Below are 16,354 nucleotides of genomic sequence, written 5' to 3'. Positions count from 1 at the left end.
TACGCTTAGCGCTGGCATCGGCCAGCGCGCCCATTAATCTGCAGGGAGAAACCATGGCTGCTTATGCCTCCACCATCATTCTTGTTTGCCTCGCCGTCCTCAGCTATTTCGTTCATAACAGCGCCGTTACCATCTCGATTCTGATCCTGCTGGCGATCAAGCTCACCCCGCTGTCGCAATTCTTTCCCTATGTGGAAAAACAGGGCATTCAGATTGGCATCATCATCCTCACCGTTGCGGTGATGGCGCCGCTGGCCAGCGGTACGCTGCCGGCTTCTTCGCTGTTGAAATCGTTCGCCAACTGGCAATCAATTATCGCGATTGTGGTGGGGGTTTTCGTTGCCTGGCTGGGCGGACGCGGCGTGAACTTTATGAGCGTGCAGCCGTCGGTGATTGGTGGGCTGTTGATTGGTACGGTGATTGGCGTGGCCTTCTTCCGTGGTGTGCCGGTTGGACCACTGATTGCGGCGGGGATCGTCTCGCTGTTTGTCACGGCGAAGTAGCGGGTTGGAGCATTCCGAAACGCCAAAAAGGGGGCATACTTTCAGAGTCAGTTGGCTATAATAGCCGTCACTCAACATATGACTAATGAAGGAAAGCCAGATGAGTTTGAACCAGGTGCCTGCAGGTAAAGAGTTGCCAGAAGATATCTACGTTGTCATTGAGATCCCGGCTAACGCCGATCCGATCAAATATGAAGTCGACAAAGAGTCTGGCGCCCTGTTTGTAGACCGTTTCATGTCTACCGCCATGTTCTATCCGTGCAACTACGGCTACATCAACCACACCCTGTCTCTGGATGGTGACCCGGTTGACGTGCTGGTGCCAACCCCTTATCCGCTGGTACCGGGCTCAGTGATCCGCTGCCGTCCCGTTGGCGTGCTGAAAATGACCGACGAGTCTGGCGAAGATGCCAAACTGGTTGCGGTGCCGCACACCAAGCTGAGCAAAGAGTACGATCACATCAAAGATGTGAACGACCTGCCAGAACTGCTGAAAGCGCAGATCACCCACTTCTTCGAGCACTACAAAGATCTGGAAAAAGGCAAATGGGTGAAGGTTGATGGCTGGGACAACGCAGAAGCGGCCAAAGCTGAAATCATCGCCTCTTACGAGCGCGCGCATAAGAAATAAGATTCTTTTCTGCCACGCATAAAAAAACACCGTCCAATAGACGGTGTTTTTATTTATGCCTCTGTTTCGCCATCTCGCCTTAACCAGTCACCGCTCGCGATATGCGTGCGACCCGCAACTGAACGCTGATAGACATACAGCCAGGCACTGCCGTAAGGCGTCTGAATAAGCTGGCGTTTGTATTCGCCATTTTTGGTGCGCAAGGCATCAAGTTCGCCGAGCGTGCTGGCGTCAATGCGATACACCTCGCAATAAACGCTGCCTTCTCCTTCCACCACGCCCGGATAGTGACCCAGATTGTAGAGATCAAACCCCACAATCTGATGGTCGCCGAGCCACTGCGCATTCGTCATCCAATGACTGTTTCCCTGTTTGCGCCGTAAACTGCCATAGACAATTATTCGCATTGCTAAAACTCAAACTGATAGAGCAGATCCAGTGCCTGATCGAGACCCGACACGGCTTCTAAATAGAGTTTGGGCATCAGGCGATAACGCAAGGTTAAGGTCGCCAGTGAATCAAATATGCCAACACCGTATTTTACTTGTAGACCCGGCAACACGTAACCACTCACCTGCACCTGCTGGCTATCGCCTACGCCAGCGGTATCAACCGCGAGATTACTGACACCGAAGGTCTCGCCGATTTTACCCACAACCTGACCACTTTGCGCAACCCCCAATCCCACCAGCGCGGAAGTTAATGCGTTGCTGTCGCCATCGCTGTTGAGTCCCTGACCACGTAACAGGTAAGAAAGCGCTTCCTGCTGTGACATCGCCGGATCGGAGAACACTTCCACTTTCGGCTCATCCGCCAGCCCGGTTACCCGTAATCCGGCGGTGACATCGTCTTCAGTGGCCTCAGGATTACGGATCGCCTCGAGATTGACGTAAGGCTGGTCCGGCGGTCCGGCGAATTGCAGCTCACCTTTACGCACCAGCAGATCCTGACCATAAGCGTGGAAGCGGCCGGATGGGATGTTGATCTGACCATTCAAGCCGAGGCCGTTTTTATCCTGCACCAGTTTGAGATCGCCATTCAGCCTAGCTTTTAGGCCAAACGCCGAGAGCCGCACATCATTACCGACGTGGATCACCAGATTGCTGTTGATCGGGATCGCCGCCGTTTTCGGCTGAATCGGCTTAAGATTTTGATCCAGCATCACTTCATCAGAGGAGACGCCGGTGGCGCTTTCCGGCACTTCCTGCACGGTAATGCGCGCCCACGGAATATCCACTTTGCCGTCGAGGCTGAACGCGGCCGGCGTGGCTTCAAACACCAGATCCGGCGAGACATCCATGCGCACCATTGGCGGCACGGTAACGCGGATGCGGCTACCTTGCGCCGCCACGCGCGCGCGCCAGTTATCCAGCTGGCTCCAGTCGGCGTTACCGCTCAGGTTAAGATTGCCCTGCGCCGTCTGAATCATGCCGTTGAGCGTTGAGCTCATGCCGTTGAACACCATGTTGAGGTTGGCAGCGGTGAGATCGACTGGCATAAAGCTGCCGTCGACATCCACATCGCTCAGCCCCAACTGACCAAACACCTGCGGCTGCTGCAGCGTGCCGCCAAGGCGCAGGTTGCTGTTCAGGTTGCCTTTGATCTTCTCGCCCTGCATCAGCGCCGGATTCAACATCGCCAGCGAAATATTGCTGATGCCGATGTTGCCCGACAGCTGACGCCGATTCTCAGGATCGGCGATCTGCACATTGCCGCTCAGCTGGCCGTTGTTGACGATATGGATCAGCCAGTCAAGCTGTGCGCGACCGTTACGCAGCGCCGCATTCAGGTTCAGCGTGTCGAAGGCGATAGGCAAACTGTTGCCCTGTACGTCTTGCTCCACTTTCACGCCGCTGCCTTTCAGCGCTAAGGTGCCGGTTGGCAGCGCGCCGTCGGCGGTCCAGTTAACGCGCGCATCACCACTGAACACGCCGTTCAGTTTGGTGGCATCGGTGAGGAACGGTTTGATCATCGCCAGATCGAAGCGATTGAGCACCACATGCGCATGTCCGCTGGCACCGGCTTCAATCGGTTCCGGTACGCACAGCTGCGCGTTCGGGTTCTGCCAGCAGTGCGGCCCAATGGTGGCGGTCTGCTTGCTGTTGAGGTAATCAATCGCCATCGCCCGCGTCAGTCGCCATTCGCCTATCGGCGTGTCGAAACGCGTGTTGTTGAGATTGCCCTGCCAGCGCTCGGTTTTGCGATCAAAGCTGCCGTTCAGCGCCAGCTGACCGGAAACCGGTTCGCCCTGTACCTCGAGCTTCAGCTGATGCTGCTTTTCGTTGCCGTCGGCGTTCAGCGTTAACAGGTTCACTTTCAGCGCGTCCTGCTGCAGCTGTTCCACGCGCAGTTGCAGCTTACCGGCGATCTGATCGCTGGATTTCACATCGCCCTGTAACGCCACGCGACGGATCTGCAGCTGCTGCCAGCGCAAACCGGTAGCCGTGAGATCGGCCAGCAGCTGCGGCGCTTGTAAGGTGCCGCGTGCTTTGATGGTACCTTTGGCGACGCCGCCCAGGCCCGGCAGCGCGTTATCCAGCTTTGGCGCATCGATGTTAGCGTCGAGATTGAGCGTGTCGCCCAGCTCGCCCTTCACGTCCAGATGGTTGCGACCCAGCGCAATGTTAAGGCCGGGCACTTTCCACTGGTTGTAGCTGTTGCCGGTCAACGTACCTTTGGCGCTCACCGCGTTCTGCTTAACGTTTCCTTTCAGCTCCAGCTGCGGCACGCTGAGCTGCCAGGTTCCGCCGTACAAGCTGCCGCGCGTGGCAATTTTGCCCTCCAGCTTCGCTGGCCAATCCGGATACTGTTTGGCAGTGTTGATGCCGGACAGCGTCAATTCGCTGCGCCAGCTGATGGCTTTGCTCCAGTCCACCAGCGCCGTCAGATCGATATTGCCCTGCAGCGCCGCCACGCGCAGCTTATCAAGATTGAACTGCTGCTCGTTGCCTTTGCCGTCCAGCGCAATGCTGGCAGGCGGCACGCCTTCGCCTTTCACCGCAGTGCGCAGCGACATCACGTAATCGGTGGCTTTGCCTTTGAACTGATAATCGAGATTATCCGCCTGATACTGCACTGCGCCGGTGAGCGGCCAGCGCAGCTGCGGGCTGGTGAGTTTTAGCGCCAGCGGCAAACCAGCGACCGCAGGTTGCGTGGTCGCATCCAGCTGCGCACGCACCGGACCGGAAAGATTCAGCCCGAGCTTCAGCTCGTCACGCATCGCGCCTGCAAGGTTCATTTTGATCTTCTCGCCCTTGATCGGGTCGAGATTGAGCGTGCCGTTCAGCGCAAAATTCACCGGCCAGTTATCGGCCAACGTTGCTTCACCGCTGGCGTTCACCTGCCCTTGCGGCGAATCGACATCAAAGGTTTCCAGTTGGAGATGACGATCGGCGGTTTTGGCTTTTAACAGCAGACGCGTGATTGAGATGTCGGTATCGCCGGTGATGCGCAGCTGTTCGCCCAACAGTTCCTGCACGGTGATGTTCAGCGGCAGCTGGAAGTCCGGCATCTCTGGTAATAGCGGCTTAGCGAACATCGCCTGCAGCGTTTCGCCCAGCGGCTGTTCATCCGGCTGCGGCTGCTGCACTTTTGGCTGCACCACCTGCTCATCCACCACCTTGGCCGCTTTCGGCAGCGCAATCAGCAGGCTTTGGATATGGGTTGGCGTCAGCGTCAGTGCACGATCCTGCCACTGCAGGCCGGTGGTAAAGTCGAGCAGGGAAATTGCGGTGTCATCCACTTTAACGTTGATGTTATGCAGGCCGACTTTGCTGAGCGTGATGGGATACGGCGTGCTGAGATTGGTGCTGCCGCTTTCCTCTTCCGGCGGCGGGGCGCTGGCCGGTGCCATTTTTTTGCTATCGACCACCACGCTGACATCCTGCAGCGCGATGTCATTGACACACACCGACGAATGCAGCAGGCAGTTGAGATTCAGCGCCAGGTGGAAACGTCCGGCATCCACACTGACGCCCGGCATCTCATACTTCACGCCGCTTAGCGTTAGATCGCGCCAGCCACCTTCCACCTGTTTGATCGACAAACCTGGCACCCAGCGATCGGCGCCTTTCAGCAGCAGATGCAAACCCGGCGTGGTGCCCACCAGAAACGCGATGCTGCCCAACAGCAGCACCAGAAAAATACCGATGCCAATCAGGACCTTTTTCCACAGCTTCATAGTTCAGGCCCCAATCCTACATAAAATTGCAATCCATGCTCCTTGTCGTCGCCAATCGGCCGCGCGATATCAAACTTGATCGGCCCGACCGGAGAAGACCAGCGCACGCCGAAGCCGGCGCCGGTTTTCAGGTTGCTCTGCTTGATGTCGTTGACCGCTTCGCCGGAATCGACGAACACCGCGCCCCACCATTTGCCGGTCACGTTGTATTGATATTCAAGCGAGCCGGTGGCCATTTTCGAGGCGCCGGTCAGCTTGCCGTTATCATCACGTGGCGATACGTCTTTGTATTTGTAACCACGAATACTGCGATCGCCACCGGCGAAGAAGCGCAGATCCGGCGGCACTTTGTCGAAGTCGTTGGTTTCGATCCAGCCCACATTGCCGCGCGCCACAAAGCGATGCTTATCGGCGAGCGTGCGAATCCAGACGTTTTGCGCCTGCATGATGACGAAATCAACGTCCGAACCCCATGTGGTATCCGACACGTCCACCGAGTAGCGCTGCGAATCGCCCCACGTCGGCATCAGACCGCCGCGCGAACGGGTGCGGTTCAGGCTAACGCCCGGATAGAGCAGCATAGTGGTGTTGGTCACGCTGGCCTGGGTAAAGTGATCGAGGCTCCAGCGCAGGTTGATTGCCTTCTGCCAGCCGCTGCTGCTGTCCCAGTTTCGCGACATCGCCAGCGTGGTGGTATCGGCTTTGGTGTCGTTGAGATCGGTACGCTTCACGCCGCCGGAGAAGGTGTAATACTGCTCCAGCGGACTTTTCAGCAGCGGGACTTTGTAGCTGAGATCGAGCTGTTGCTCCGGCGCAGAAACGTAGGCGCTGGCGGCCAGGCTGTGGCCGCTGCTGTTAATCCACGGTTTTTTCCACGTGCCTTTAATGCGCGGCCCGACATCGGTGGAGTAACCGACGCCGGTTTCAATGGTGTTTTCCACGCGTGGCGATACCACCGCATTCAGCGGCAGCACTTTGCTTTGACGACCTTTATCAAACTCAGGCGCGACCACCACCGAGTTGAACCAGCCGGTCGCCGACAAGCGGCGGTTAAGTTCGGCCAGATCGCGCGAGCTGTAGTAATCGCCCTTTTTGAACGGCACCAGATTTTGCAGATAGGCTTCGTCGATTTGCGAGCCCTGGAAACCGACATCACCGAAACGGTAGCGCGGGCCGCTATCGTAATTGATGTCCCAGAAGGCTTCGCGCCGTTCAACCGAAACGCCAAGCTGGCTTTGCTTAAAGTCACCGTCGAAGTAACCATTACGCAATGCCAGGCTGGAGAAGCCGTTTTTAAATTTGTCATAGGCGCCGTGATTCAGCTGTGTACCGACTTTCGGCGTGCCCTGTTTGACCCAGGCTTGGTAATCCTTGTCGGTGCGGGCTTCACCTTCGATCACAATGGTGCTGCCGCCGATCTTGACCGGTTCGCCGGGCTTAACGTGTGCGATCAATACCGGACGACCACCTTGCGGCGGTGCCGGGCGCGATTCAAAATCGATCTCCGGTTCGTAATAACCCAGCGCCCGCAGGCCTTCTTTGATCGCTTCCGCAACGCGCGCGCGGAAACGGCCGTCGTTCGACACCTCGTCACTGCCGATGGTGGACAAGCGTGCCCTGACGTTCTTTTGCAAATCCCCGCTAAGACCGTCCAGCTGCAAGCGCACTTTGGCTGCCTCAACGGCAGGTGCAGCAAGCAACAGGCTGGCCAACCAATAAATATGAAATCGTGGCACACGTACTCCTGTTAATAATGCCGGCCCCTATTCCGCAGGGGCATTTATTCTCTGGAAGGGTATCACCAGCGCGCGTTTACCCATCAGCATAGCCGCTCTTTTCCCCCTACTGGCGCAAATTTAGCGACTAAGCCAAATTGTGACCTATTGTGGGTAAATGTGCTAAACGATACAACAACCAAGGCGATTCTTGAGCTCGCGAATGACGCTCACTCAGATTAATCCGACCCCCTGATGCGCGCCTATAGCGGCATGATAAGCGCTGCTGCTATAATCAGCGACCAGCAGGCCTCGCCTGCACCCTTTCTGCCCCGACGTTAACCTTATCTTGTCGAAATGGCGCAGACATTTTTGGCACGGATAGCCTGTTTGACTGGCAAGTACCGGACGTACGCCCATTCCCGCGCTGCCCAGGCCAAAAATGACAAGTGATTAACCCAACGGACCTTTTATGCTCGATAGCTTGCTTGTCATTCTTTTACTGATCGTCATCAGTTCATTTTTCTCCCTTTCGGAGATCTCGCTGGCCGCCGCCCGTAAGATCAAACTGAAGCTGCTGGCTGACGAAGGCAATATCAATGCCCAGCGCGTGCTGAAGATGCAGGAACAACCTGGCATGTTCTTCACCGTAGTGCAGATTGGCCTGAATGCCGTGGCGATCCTCGGCGGTATCGTCGGCGATGCGGCGTTTTCGCCCGCCTTTAATAGCTTATTCAGCCGCATCATGGCACCCGAATTGGCTGAACAGCTCAGTTTTATCTGCTCCTTCACCATCGTGACCAGCCTGTTCATTCTGTTTGCTGACCTGACGCCAAAACGCGTCGGCATGATTGCACCGGAAGCCGTAGCGCTGCGCATTATCAACCCGATGCGCTTCTGCCTGGTGGTGCTGCGTCCGCTGGTGTGGCTGTTCAACGGCCTGGCGAACGTCTTCTTCCGTCTGTTCAAACTGCCGATGGTGCGTAAAGACGACATCACCTCCGACGATATCTATGCGGTGGTGGAAGCCGGTGCGCTGGCGGGTGTGCTGCGTAAGCAGGAACATGAGCTGATTGAGAACGTGTTTGAGCTGGAATCGCGTACCGTGCCGTCATCAATGACCTCGCGCGAGAACGTGGTGTGGTTCGATTTGCACGAAGATGAAACCACGCTGAAAACCAAAATCGCCCAGCATCCGCACTCGAAATTCATCGTCTGCGATGGCGATATCGACCACATCGTCGGCTATGTCGATTCCAAAGAGCTGCTGCTGCGTGTACTCGGCAATCAAAGCCTGACGCTGAACAGCGGCGTACAGATTCGTTCAGCGCTGATTGTGCCGGATACGCTGACGCTTTCTGAAGCGTTGGAAAGCTTCAAAACCGCTGGTGAAGACTTCGCGGTGATCATGAACGAATACGCACTGGTGGTGGGCATCATTACGCTGAATGATGTGATGACCACGTTGATGGGCGATTTGGTGGGTCAAGGTCAGGAAGAGCAGATTGTCGCGCGCGATGAGAACTCATGGCTGGTCGAAGGCGGCACGCCAATTGATGACGTGATGCGCGTGCTGGATATCGATGATTTCCCGCAGTCTGGCAATTATGAAACCATCGGCGGCTTCATGATGTACATGCTGCGCAAGATTCCGAAGCGTACCGACTTTGTGAAGTTTTCCGGCTACAAGTTTGAAGTGGTGGATATTGATAGCTACCGTATCGACCAACTGCTGGTTACGCGTATTGATGAACGCCCGCCGGTGCTGAATGTGAACAAAAATACGGTGGATGAATCTGAGTCGTCCCAGGATCGCAATTGATGGCGACAAGCCAACAACCGCACTAAAAACTGAGGGCGCCATCGGCGCCCTTTCTTATGCTTACTTAGTTGTACTCGGCTTGCAGCCGCAGCACCTGGCGATTGATTTCTGACATCACGCTGAGATGCTGTTTATCTTTGACACGCGGCAACATCACTTTGCCCTTATCAAACTCGAACGCGCCCACGTCCTTGATGTACAACCTTCCTCTAAATAGCGTTTTGACATATTTCGCAATTTGCAGCGGATTATAGCGCTGGAAGATCTTCATGCTGTTTAACTCCTAAAATGTTTAATACGCTCCGTCGTCACCAAATTTGGTACGAACCCGTGAAGCGCAAATGAGGCATAACTATAGAGCATCCTTTCTTAGCCGTGTTCCGAAAAGGTGAATTATTTACTGAATTGACACATCATTACAGAATACTCTGTTATCAGCCTCACTAAACCCAGTATAAACCTTCACTCATTATGGAATTGTGGCATAGGTTGCAAACCTGTTAACTCATTGCGACAGACGCATCATCCACGCCTAATATTGCAGGAACATGAACAACTGGTCGGATCACCAAGGAGAGTAATAAATGCGTTTGAGACACACTGTGATAGCACTGGCACTCTTGCTGCCGGGCCTGGCTGCGGCACATGCCTTCAAACTGGGTGAACGCGTGCCAGCCGTTGGCGTTAACGACAAAGGAGAGCTGGTTTATCAACAAGATGAAGATAAGTTTAGCTACAAATCCTGGAATAGCGCGCAGCTAAGCGGAAAAGTTCGCGTTATCCTGCATATTGCCGGGCGCTCTTCTGCTAAAGAGCAGAATGCGGCGTTAATTGAAGCCATCAAAGCTGCGCATCTGCCGCACGATCGTTATCAAACCACCACTATCGTCAATACCGACGATGCGATTCCGGGCACCGGCATGTTCGTGCGCAGCAGCCTTGAGAGCAATAAGCAGCAGTTTCCATGGTCGCAGTTTATCGTCGATAGCAACGGCAGCGCGCGTCAGGCCTGGCAGCTGGAGAAAGGCGGATCCGCGATTGTGGTGCTGGATAACACCGCACATGTGCGCTACGTCAAAGATGGTCCGCTGACGCAGGACGAAGTGCAGCAGGCGATGAAGTTAATTCACGAGTTGTTGCAGAAGTGAACGGAAGTTGCCGTGGACGGCCAATACGGATGCATCCATGCATTGCACATTCTTTAGCGGCGCAATTTATTACGTATTAAATTGCGCCGCTGAAAGCCTAAAACAATGAAACGCGGAAACCGGGATTGAGGAACGATTCGCGTGGGGTGTAATCGAGGGTTTTGCCCTGCCAATCGTGGACATGCGCACCGGCGGCAATCGCCACCGCATGGCCTGCGCCGGTATCCCAGATGTTAGTGGGCCCGAAGCGCGGATAGAGTTGCGCGCTGCCTTCAGCTACCAGACAGAACTTCAGCGATGAACCAATCGCGGTGGTTTGATGCTCGCCGAGCTGGTGCAAATACTCCTGCAACTCGGTATCGCTCTCAAAATGCGAACGGCTAACCACCACTAACGGTGGACGCGCTTCACGCGCATGAATCTGCGTCTGCTGGCCGTTCTCTTCCTTCCAGGCTTTACCTTCAGCCGCCGAGTACATCACGCCTAGCACGGGCGCATACACCACGCCCAATACCGGTTTGCCATTTTCGATCAGCGCAATGTTGACCGTAAACTCGCCGTTGCGCTTGATGAACTCTTTGGTGCCATCGAGCGGATCGACCAGCCAGTATTTCTGCCAGTGCTGACGCACGTCCCAGCTCGGGGGATCCTCTTCAGATAGCACCGGCACCCCCGGCGAAAGCGCCGTCAGACCTTGCACAATCACGCGATGCGCCGCGAGATCGGCCGCGGTGACCGGAGAATCATCCGACTTACGGGTCACGTCAACCGGCTCTGCGCCGTTATATACCTGCATAATGGCATCGCCCGCATCACGCGCCAGCTGACAAATTTTATCTAACATTCTTTACCTCTTTTCCGCTGATTCTGCTGTCAGACACCAACTGCCAATCTGTCCTTATTTTAGCAGTTGTCATTCAACAGCCTGCGACTGTGCTGTCTGCTACAGCAATCTATTTGAATATCAATACCATAGTTCATCGTCGGCGGCTATGGCGGGATGCTGAATGCGCTTTTAGCGCGGCCCGGCGGGAGATATTGGATGAAAGTCCGAGCTTCATCACAAATTGAAATGATAATTCGTCATGGTTTTACATTATTTTGAGAGGCCCATTGGACCGAACAAGGAGCAAGCGATGTTCAAAGCGAGCATGTCGTTATTGGCACTCTGTATAACTGCCGCCACGGTACAGGCTGCTACGGTGGATCTGCGCATTCTGGAAACCACCGATCTGCACAGCAACATGATGGATTTCGATTATTACAAAGATACGCCGACGGAGAAATTTGGCCTGGTACGCACCGCCACCTTAATTCAGCAGGCCCGCGCGCAAGCGAAGAACAGCGTGCTGGTCGATAACGGCGATATCATTCAGGGCAGTCCGCTGGGCGATTACATGGCGGCGAGAGGGCTAAAACCGGGCGAAGTTCATCCGGTATATAAGGCGATGAATACGCTGGATTACGCCGTCGGAAACCTCGGTAATCATGAGTTCAATTACGGTTTACCTTATCTGCAAAAAGCGCTGGCCGGCGCGCGTTTCCCTTACGTCAACGCCAACATTATCGATGAAAAGAGCGGAAAACCGCTGTTTACGCCCTACTTAATCAAGGAAACCACCGTTACAGACCGTGACGGTAAGCCGCATACGCTGAAAATTGGTTACATCGGCTTCGTTCCCCCGCAGATTATGGTTTGGGATCGCAACAATCTGCAGGGAAAAGTGCGGGTTGATGACATCACTGAAACAGCGAAGCGCTATGTGCCGGAAATGCGCGCAAAAGGTGCTGAAATAATCATCGCTATTCCGCACTCCGGTTTGAGCAGTGAACCCTATCATGCCATGGCCGAAAATTCGGTCTATTACCTCAGCCAGGTTGCTGGCATCAACGCCATCATGTTCGGTCACGCTCACGCGGTCTTCCCGAGCAAAGAGTTTGCGGCAATTAAAGGCGCTGATATCGCCCAGGGCACACTTAACGGTATTCCGGCGGTGATGCCCGGTATGTGGGGCGATCATCTGGGTGTGGTCGATCTGGTGCTGAATAACGAGGGCGGCAAATGGCAGGTTACGCAGGGCAAAGCCGAGGCACGTCCAATTTATGACAGCGCGGCGAAAAAATCGCTGGCTGCCGAAGATGCCGATCTGGTGAAAGTGCTGGAGCAGGATCACCGCGCCACGCGCGATTTTGTTGCCAAACCGATCGGTAAATCCGCCGACGTGATGTACAGCTACTTGTCGCTGGTGCAGGACGATCCCACGGTGCAGATCGTTAACAACGCGCAGCGCGCTTACGTCGAGCACTTTATTCAGGGCGATCCTGATCTTGGCCGCTTGCCGGTGCTCTCCGCCGCCGCGCCGTTTAAAGCTGGCGGCCGCAAAAACGATCCCGCCAGCTATGTCGAAGTGGAGAAAGGTAACCTCACTTTCCGTAACGCCGCCGATCTCTATCTCTACCCCAATACGCTGGTGGTGATGAAAGTCAGCGGTGCACAGGTGAAAGAGTGGCTGGAGTGTTCAGCCGCGCAGTTTAATCAAATCGATCCGCACAGTAGCAAACCGCAAGCGCTGATTAACTGGGATTTCCGTACCTATAACTTCGATGTGATCGATGGCGTGCAGTATCAAATCGATGTCACGCAGCCGGCGCGCTATGACGCAGAGTGCTCGCTGATCAACAAGGGGGCTTCGCGCATTAAGGATCTTAGCTGGCAAGGCAAACCTATTGATCCTCAGGCCAGTTTCCTGGTCGCCACCAATAACTATCGCGCTTATGGCGGCAAGTTTGCCGGCACCGGCGATAAGTATGTCGCCTTCGCGTCGCCGGATGAGAACCGCTCGGTGGTTGCCGCCTATATCAGCAGCGAAACCAAAGCGCACGGCGAAGTGAAACCGCAGGCCGATCACAACTGGCGTTTAGCGCCGATTAACAGCAGCACGCCGCTGGATATCCGTTTTGAGACCGCGCCTGGCGCGAAAGCAACGAAGTTTATCGAGCAGCACGCCGATTACCCGATGAAAGCGGTGGGCAGCGATGAGATAGGTTTTGCGTTGTGGCAGGTGGATTTGCAGAAGAAATAGTTGTTATAAGCGGGTTGCCAGATGCGTAGCTGGCACCCTGCTCTGATGTAATACCGCCAAAATAATAATGCCTTTCTGGCCTGGCTGGTAATAAACCATGTGGCTAACATAGGGAAAGCTGAGCACACCTTCTGCAACATCCAGCGCTCTGCTTTTTCCCAATGCCGGCATTTCTGCCAGCGTGCGTAACGTCTCCTGCAAACGCCTTAAATAGATTTTTGATTGCGCATCACCCCAGTTCTGCATAGTGAACCGGCGAATATCGACAAGATCCTGTCGCGCTTCATCCGTAAGCTGATAATTAGCCATTTAATCCAGCAGTTGGTCGAAAAAGGTTTCACCATCGGTCAGTTGTCCGTTGGCAATATCATTTCTGGCTCGGGCAATTTTTTCCTGCAAAAATTGCTGCTTCATGGCCTCTATCGCCTGATACTCCTCAGCGGAGATGACCACTGCTACCGGCTTTCCATTACGGCTAATCTGGACCGGCTCACGCTGCGCTTTCAGCAGCATATCGCCAAATTGGGTTTTGGCTTCGTTGGCGGAAAGTGAATGCATACCGCACCTTTCGTGTGAATCGTTCGATTCGCACATTATATACGCTGATTAATTTAAAACCAGCTTGTTCTACAGATATAAAAAAACCGGCACGATCGTGTGCCGGTTTTGAGAATCAACTTGGCGACTTACAGAATTTCCAGCAGTTCAACTTCGAAGATCAGGGTGCTGAATGGCGGGATGGAGGCGCCAGCACCGCGCTCGCCGTAAGCGAGGTTGTGTGGAATCGCCAGTTCCCACTTCGAACCGACCGGCATCAGCGTCAGCGCTTCGATCCAACCGGCGATTACGCCGCTAACCGGGAATTCTGCGGGTTCGCCACGCGCGACTGAGCTGTCGAATACCGTGCCATCGATCAGTTTGCCGGTGTAATGCACGCGCACACGATCCTGACGTGAAGGAATTGGACCTTCGCCCTGCGTGATGACGCTGAACTGCAGACCGGTTTCGGTGCTGCTTACGCCTTCGCGTTGTGCGTTCTGCTCAAGGAAAGTCTGACCTTCAGCCGCCATCGCTTCTACACGCTCACGACGCACGCCTTCAGCGCGCTCGTGCACTTCACGCAGTGCGCGATGTACCACGTCAACCGGGACGGCCGGTGAGTTCCCTTCCAGCGCGTCGCGCAGGCCGGCGAGCAGTGCTTCTGGCTGCAGACCCTGCAGTCCAGACTCTTGCAGCTGCTGGCCTACCTGTAAACCGATACCGTAACTTGCTTGTGATTCGACGCTGTCGAATGAAGGGGTCGTCATCTTGATTCCTTAATCCCGGAGAAAAATAGAACCGGCAGCATACCAGCGCGGGCGGCTGGCGTAAAATCTCACGCGCCGCAGATGACATTTCCCGGCGAAACGGAAACAATACAGCGGTCAAATTTTTCAATGCTGCCAGGCACTTCCTGTCAGCATTGCTCATACTATAGCTGTGGCGAGGTTTTCACCCGCCACCGTCGGAACAAGAGAGAATACATGGGCCAGATCGCCCCACGACGTCGCAGGACGCGCGCACCGCGTACTTTATTACCTTGGTTGCAACGTTGGCTGCCGCGCATTCCGCGCCAGGCCGCCAGCGAGGAGGATTCACGAATGGCTTCCGATCACCCTTCCCGCGTTCCCGCCGCACTACAGCGCGTCTGGCATTTGCTGGATGATGTGCGCTGGATGGATCCGCTACCCGCTTTGCATCGTCGCGGCATCGTCATTGCCCTGCTGGTGCTGCTGCTGGCGTTTCTCTGGCCGAGCAGCACGCCGCAATATCCGGTTGAGCGTCCGGCGGACACTGGCGCTAAAGAAGTGCCGATGCAGGCGGAGATTTACGACAATAATCAACAGCAAAACACGCCGGCGAAAACCGATTCGCAGGGCGAGTGGCGCACCTATAATGTGGCATCAGGCCAGACACTGGCACAGCTGTTCCGCGACAATAATTTGCCGGTGAATGATGTGTTTGCCATGGCGCGAGTCGAAGGTGATGGGCAGCCGCTGAGTGCGTTACAAAATGGTCAGCAGGTGAAGATTCGTCAGAACGCGCAAGGCGTGGTGACCGGTTTAACGGTCGATGGCAGCAACGGTCCGGTGCTGTTTACGCGCCAGCCAGATGGCAGCTTTATCCGCGCTCAGTAAAACGCAGAAACAAAAACGCCGGCACATGGCCGGCGTTTTCGCATTACTGAGTGAACTTACTCAGCAACTACATTCACAACCAGTTTAGCGAAGACTTCGCTATGGATCTGGAAGTCAACTTCGTGCTCACCGGTGGTGCGCAGTACGCCTTCTGGAAGACGAACTTCGCTTTTAGCCACTTCAACGCCAGCTGCAGTTACTGCATCAGCGATGTCACGGGTACCGATGGAACCGAACAGCTTACCAGCGTCGCCTGATTTAGACGCGATGGTTACGTTGCCCAGTGCGTTGATTTTCTCTGCACGTGCGTTAGCAGCAGCCAGAACGTCAGCCAGTTTGGCTTCCAGTTCAGCGCGACGTGTTTCGAAGAACTCAACGTTTTTCTTGGTAGCAGGAACAGCTTTACCCTGTGGAACCAGGAAGTTACGAGCGTAGCCCGCTTTAACGTTAACCTGATCACCCAGGCTGCCCAGGTTTGCTACTTTATCAAGCAGAATAACTTGCATTACCTTATCCTCTTAAAGTCGTTAATGGACAACTACCGATTACTGATGACGATCAGTGTACGGAAGCAGGGACAGGTAGCGAGCGCGCTTGATGCAACGAGCGAGCTGGCGCTGGTATTTTGCACGAGTACCGGTAATACGGCTCGGGACAATTTTACCGCTTTCGGTAATGTAGTTTTTCAGTGTAGCGATATCTTTGTAATCAATCTCTACAACGCCTTCCGCGGTGAAACGGCAGAACTTGCGACGACGGAAATAACGTGCCATTTGGCTAGTCTCCAGAATCTATCAAATCAATCTGCTCGGCATGTAACACCATTCTGCTCTGACCATTGCGTGCCTGATGGCAGCTAATGAAGCCTTCGAGAGTGAGTTGCGTGCCGACCGTTATATGTTGAGTAATCACCTGATGGGTGCTGCCGCTGATAATCACCGGCATTTGACACCAGGCTTGCCGGTGGAAACCGGCTTCCTCTTGCACAGAACGATGCTCAAGCACGAACTGGCAATGAGGAATCCCTGACGGACTGACTTTTCGAACCGGCGTCTTGCACACAGTGCCAGACAGGCGCAGTCGATTTGCCGTCAT

At 54.9% G+C, this 16,354-nt stretch carries 17 protein-coding genes; 6 read left to right on the top strand and 11 right to left on the bottom strand.

Annotated elements, in window-relative coordinates; translation table 11 throughout:
- The first annotated feature begins 53 nt into the window (after positions 1-53).
- Both PZBJ_RS13490 and ppa read left to right on the top strand, forming a co-directional pair.
- Positions 54-503: a DUF441 domain-containing protein gene (locus tag PZBJ_RS13490; RefSeq protein ID WP_008103576.1), complete on the top strand. Its 450-nt coding sequence runs from the start codon at positions 54-56 to the stop codon at positions 501-503.
- A 100-nt stretch (positions 504-603) separates the two neighbouring features.
- Positions 604-1,134 (top strand): inorganic diphosphatase, encoded by a 531-nt coding sequence (gene ppa / locus PZBJ_RS13485; protein ID WP_101762884.1) that lies wholly within the window; start codon positions 604-606, stop codon positions 1,132-1,134.
- 53 nt (positions 1,135-1,187) lie between these two features.
- On the opposite strand, the gene PZBJ_RS13480 is transcribed toward ppa, so the two are convergent.
- From PZBJ_RS13480 to tamA, 3 genes are read right to left on the bottom strand one after another with little or no spacing between them, the layout of a single operon-like run.
- A complete protein-coding gene (locus PZBJ_RS13480; RefSeq protein ID WP_101762883.1) occupies positions 1,188-1,541 on the bottom strand; it encodes a gamma-glutamylcyclotransferase family protein in 354 nt (117 codons plus the stop codon).
- A gap of 2 nt (positions 1,542-1,543) precedes the next feature.
- Complete coding sequence (gene tamB / locus PZBJ_RS13475) at positions 1,544-5,314, bottom strand: autotransporter assembly complex protein TamB (protein ID WP_101762882.1); 3,771 nt, start codon at positions 5,312-5,314, stop codon at positions 1,544-1,546.
- Positions 5,311-7,050 (bottom strand): autotransporter assembly complex protein TamA, encoded by a 1,740-nt coding sequence (gene tamA, locus PZBJ_RS13470; RefSeq protein ID WP_101762881.1) that lies wholly within the window; start codon positions 7,048-7,050, stop codon positions 5,311-5,313. Before tamA ends, tamB begins: the two co-directional genes overlap by 4 nt.
- A 451-nt stretch (positions 7,051-7,501) precedes the next feature.
- On the opposite strand from tamA, the gene paeA reads away from it, so the two are divergent.
- Positions 7,502-8,851: a polyamine export protein PaeA gene (gene paeA, locus PZBJ_RS13465; RefSeq protein WP_101762880.1), complete on the top strand. Its 1,350-nt coding sequence runs from the start codon at positions 7,502-7,504 to the stop codon at positions 8,849-8,851.
- 64 nt (positions 8,852-8,915) lie between these two features.
- Here the strand turns inward: paeA and PZBJ_RS13460 are convergent, their stop codons facing one another.
- Positions 8,916-9,122 (bottom strand): DUF1107 domain-containing protein, encoded by a 207-nt coding sequence (locus PZBJ_RS13460; protein ID WP_007892150.1) that lies wholly within the window; start codon positions 9,120-9,122, stop codon positions 8,916-8,918.
- Positions 9,123-9,435: 313 nt separating this feature from the next.
- Between PZBJ_RS13460 and PZBJ_RS13455 the strand changes: the two genes are divergently transcribed.
- A complete protein-coding gene (locus PZBJ_RS13455) occupies positions 9,436-9,999 on the top strand; it encodes a YtfJ family protein (RefSeq protein ID WP_101762879.1) in 564 nt (187 codons plus the stop codon).
- 97 nt (positions 10,000-10,096) lie between these two features.
- Here PZBJ_RS13455 and cysQ read toward each other — a convergent pair whose 3' ends face one another.
- Entirely contained in the window at positions 10,097-10,843 is a 747-nt protein-coding gene (gene cysQ, locus PZBJ_RS13450; RefSeq protein ID WP_101762878.1) for a 3'(2'),5'-bisphosphate nucleotidase CysQ, read from the bottom strand.
- 292 nt (positions 10,844-11,135) lie between these two features.
- Here cysQ and PZBJ_RS13445 point away from each other — a divergent pair, with 292 nt between their 5' ends.
- Positions 11,136-13,082, top strand: coding sequence for a bifunctional 2',3'-cyclic-nucleotide 2'-phosphodiesterase/3'-nucleotidase (locus PZBJ_RS13445; protein ID WP_101762877.1), 1,947 nt, complete (start codon positions 11,136-11,138; stop codon positions 13,080-13,082).
- Positions 13,083-13,085: 3 nt separating this feature from the next.
- Here the strand turns inward: PZBJ_RS13445 and PZBJ_RS13440 are convergent, their stop codons facing one another.
- From PZBJ_RS13440 to fklB, 3 genes are all read right to left on the bottom strand, one after another.
- Entirely contained in the window at positions 13,086-13,391 is a 306-nt protein-coding gene (locus PZBJ_RS13440; protein WP_101762876.1) for a type II toxin-antitoxin system RelE/ParE family toxin, read from the bottom strand.
- On the bottom strand, positions 13,392-13,640 hold the full coding sequence (locus PZBJ_RS13435; RefSeq protein WP_101762875.1) for a type II toxin-antitoxin system Phd/YefM family antitoxin: 249 nt from the start codon (positions 13,638-13,640) through the stop codon (positions 13,392-13,394).
- A gap of 128 nt (positions 13,641-13,768) precedes the next feature.
- The gene (fklB, locus tag PZBJ_RS13430; protein WP_008103590.1) at positions 13,769-14,389 is read right to left on the bottom strand and encodes a BamJ family beta-barrel-assembly machinery protein; all 621 of its coding nucleotides are present in this window, start codon (positions 14,387-14,389) and stop codon (positions 13,769-13,771) included.
- A 216-nt stretch (positions 14,390-14,605) separates the two neighbouring features.
- Between fklB and PZBJ_RS13425 the strand changes: the two genes are divergently transcribed.
- Positions 14,606-15,259: a LysM-like peptidoglycan-binding domain-containing protein gene (locus tag PZBJ_RS13425; RefSeq protein ID WP_158238609.1), complete on the top strand. Its 654-nt coding sequence runs from the start codon at positions 14,606-14,608 to the stop codon at positions 15,257-15,259.
- 56 nt (positions 15,260-15,315) lie between these two features.
- Here PZBJ_RS13425 and rplI read toward each other — a convergent pair whose 3' ends face one another.
- From rplI to priB, 3 genes are read right to left on the bottom strand one after another with little or no spacing between them, the layout of a single operon-like run.
- Positions 15,316-15,765: a 50S ribosomal protein L9 gene (gene rplI, locus PZBJ_RS13420; protein ID WP_008103594.1), complete on the bottom strand. Its 450-nt coding sequence runs from the start codon at positions 15,763-15,765 to the stop codon at positions 15,316-15,318.
- A 39-nt stretch (positions 15,766-15,804) separates the two neighbouring features.
- The gene (gene rpsR / locus PZBJ_RS13415; RefSeq protein ID WP_002210155.1) at positions 15,805-16,032 is read right to left on the bottom strand and encodes a 30S ribosomal protein S18; all 228 of its coding nucleotides are present in this window, start codon (positions 16,030-16,032) and stop codon (positions 15,805-15,807) included.
- 4 nt (positions 16,033-16,036) lie between these two features.
- Positions 16,037-16,354, bottom strand: coding sequence for a primosomal replication protein N (gene priB, locus PZBJ_RS13410; protein ID WP_007892027.1), 318 nt, complete (start codon positions 16,352-16,354; stop codon positions 16,037-16,039).

The organism is Pantoea endophytica (assembly GCF_002858935.1).
Taxonomy (GTDB): Bacteria; Pseudomonadota; Gammaproteobacteria; order Enterobacterales; family Enterobacteriaceae; genus Pantoea; species Pantoea leporis.
The sequence above is the reverse complement of the archived record's forward strand: the minus strand, read 5'-3'. Positions and strand labels throughout refer to the sequence as shown.

Bases quoted from the DNA above. Each gene is read 5' to 3' on its own strand.
- PZBJ_RS13490 (WP_008103576.1), top strand. From the start codon at position 54: ATGGCTGCTTATGCCTCCACCATCATTCTTGTTTGCCTCGCCGTCCTC.
- ppa (WP_101762884.1), top strand. From the start codon at position 604: ATGAGTTTGAACCAGGTGCCTGCAGGTAAAGAGTTGCCAGAAGATATC.
- PZBJ_RS13480 (WP_101762883.1), bottom strand. From the start codon at position 1,541: ATGCGAATAATTGTCTATGGCAGTTTACGGCGCAAACAGGGAAACAGT.
- tamB (WP_101762882.1), bottom strand. From the start codon at position 5,314: ATGAAGCTGTGGAAAAAGGTCCTGATTGGCATCGGTATTTTTCTGGTG.
- paeA (WP_101762880.1), top strand. From the start codon at position 7,502: ATGCTCGATAGCTTGCTTGTCATTCTTTTACTGATCGTCATCAGTTCA.
- PZBJ_RS13460 (WP_007892150.1), bottom strand. From the start codon at position 9,122: ATGAAGATCTTCCAGCGCTATAATCCGCTGCAAATTGCGAAATATGTC.
- PZBJ_RS13455 (WP_101762879.1), top strand. From the start codon at position 9,436: ATGCGTTTGAGACACACTGTGATAGCACTGGCACTCTTGCTGCCGGGC.
- cysQ (WP_101762878.1), bottom strand. From the start codon at position 10,843: ATGTTAGATAAAATTTGTCAGCTGGCGCGTGATGCGGGCGATGCCATT.
- PZBJ_RS13445 (WP_101762877.1), top strand. From the start codon at position 11,136: ATGTTCAAAGCGAGCATGTCGTTATTGGCACTCTGTATAACTGCCGCC.
- PZBJ_RS13440 (WP_101762876.1), bottom strand. From the start codon at position 13,391: ATGGCTAATTATCAGCTTACGGATGAAGCGCGACAGGATCTTGTCGAT.
- PZBJ_RS13435 (WP_101762875.1), bottom strand. From the start codon at position 13,640: ATGCATTCACTTTCCGCCAACGAAGCCAAAACCCAATTTGGCGATATG.
- fklB (WP_008103590.1), bottom strand. From the start codon at position 14,389: ATGACGACCCCTTCATTCGACAGCGTCGAATCACAAGCAAGTTACGGT.
- PZBJ_RS13425 (WP_158238609.1), top strand. From the start codon at position 14,606: ATGGGCCAGATCGCCCCACGACGTCGCAGGACGCGCGCACCGCGTACT.
- rplI (WP_008103594.1), bottom strand. From the start codon at position 15,765: ATGCAAGTTATTCTGCTTGATAAAGTAGCAAACCTGGGCAGCCTGGGT.
- rpsR (WP_002210155.1), bottom strand. From the start codon at position 16,032: ATGGCACGTTATTTCCGTCGTCGCAAGTTCTGCCGTTTCACCGCGGAA.
- priB (WP_007892027.1), bottom strand. From the start codon at position 16,354: ATGACGGCAAATCGACTGCGCCTGTCTGGCACTGTGTGCAAGACGCCG.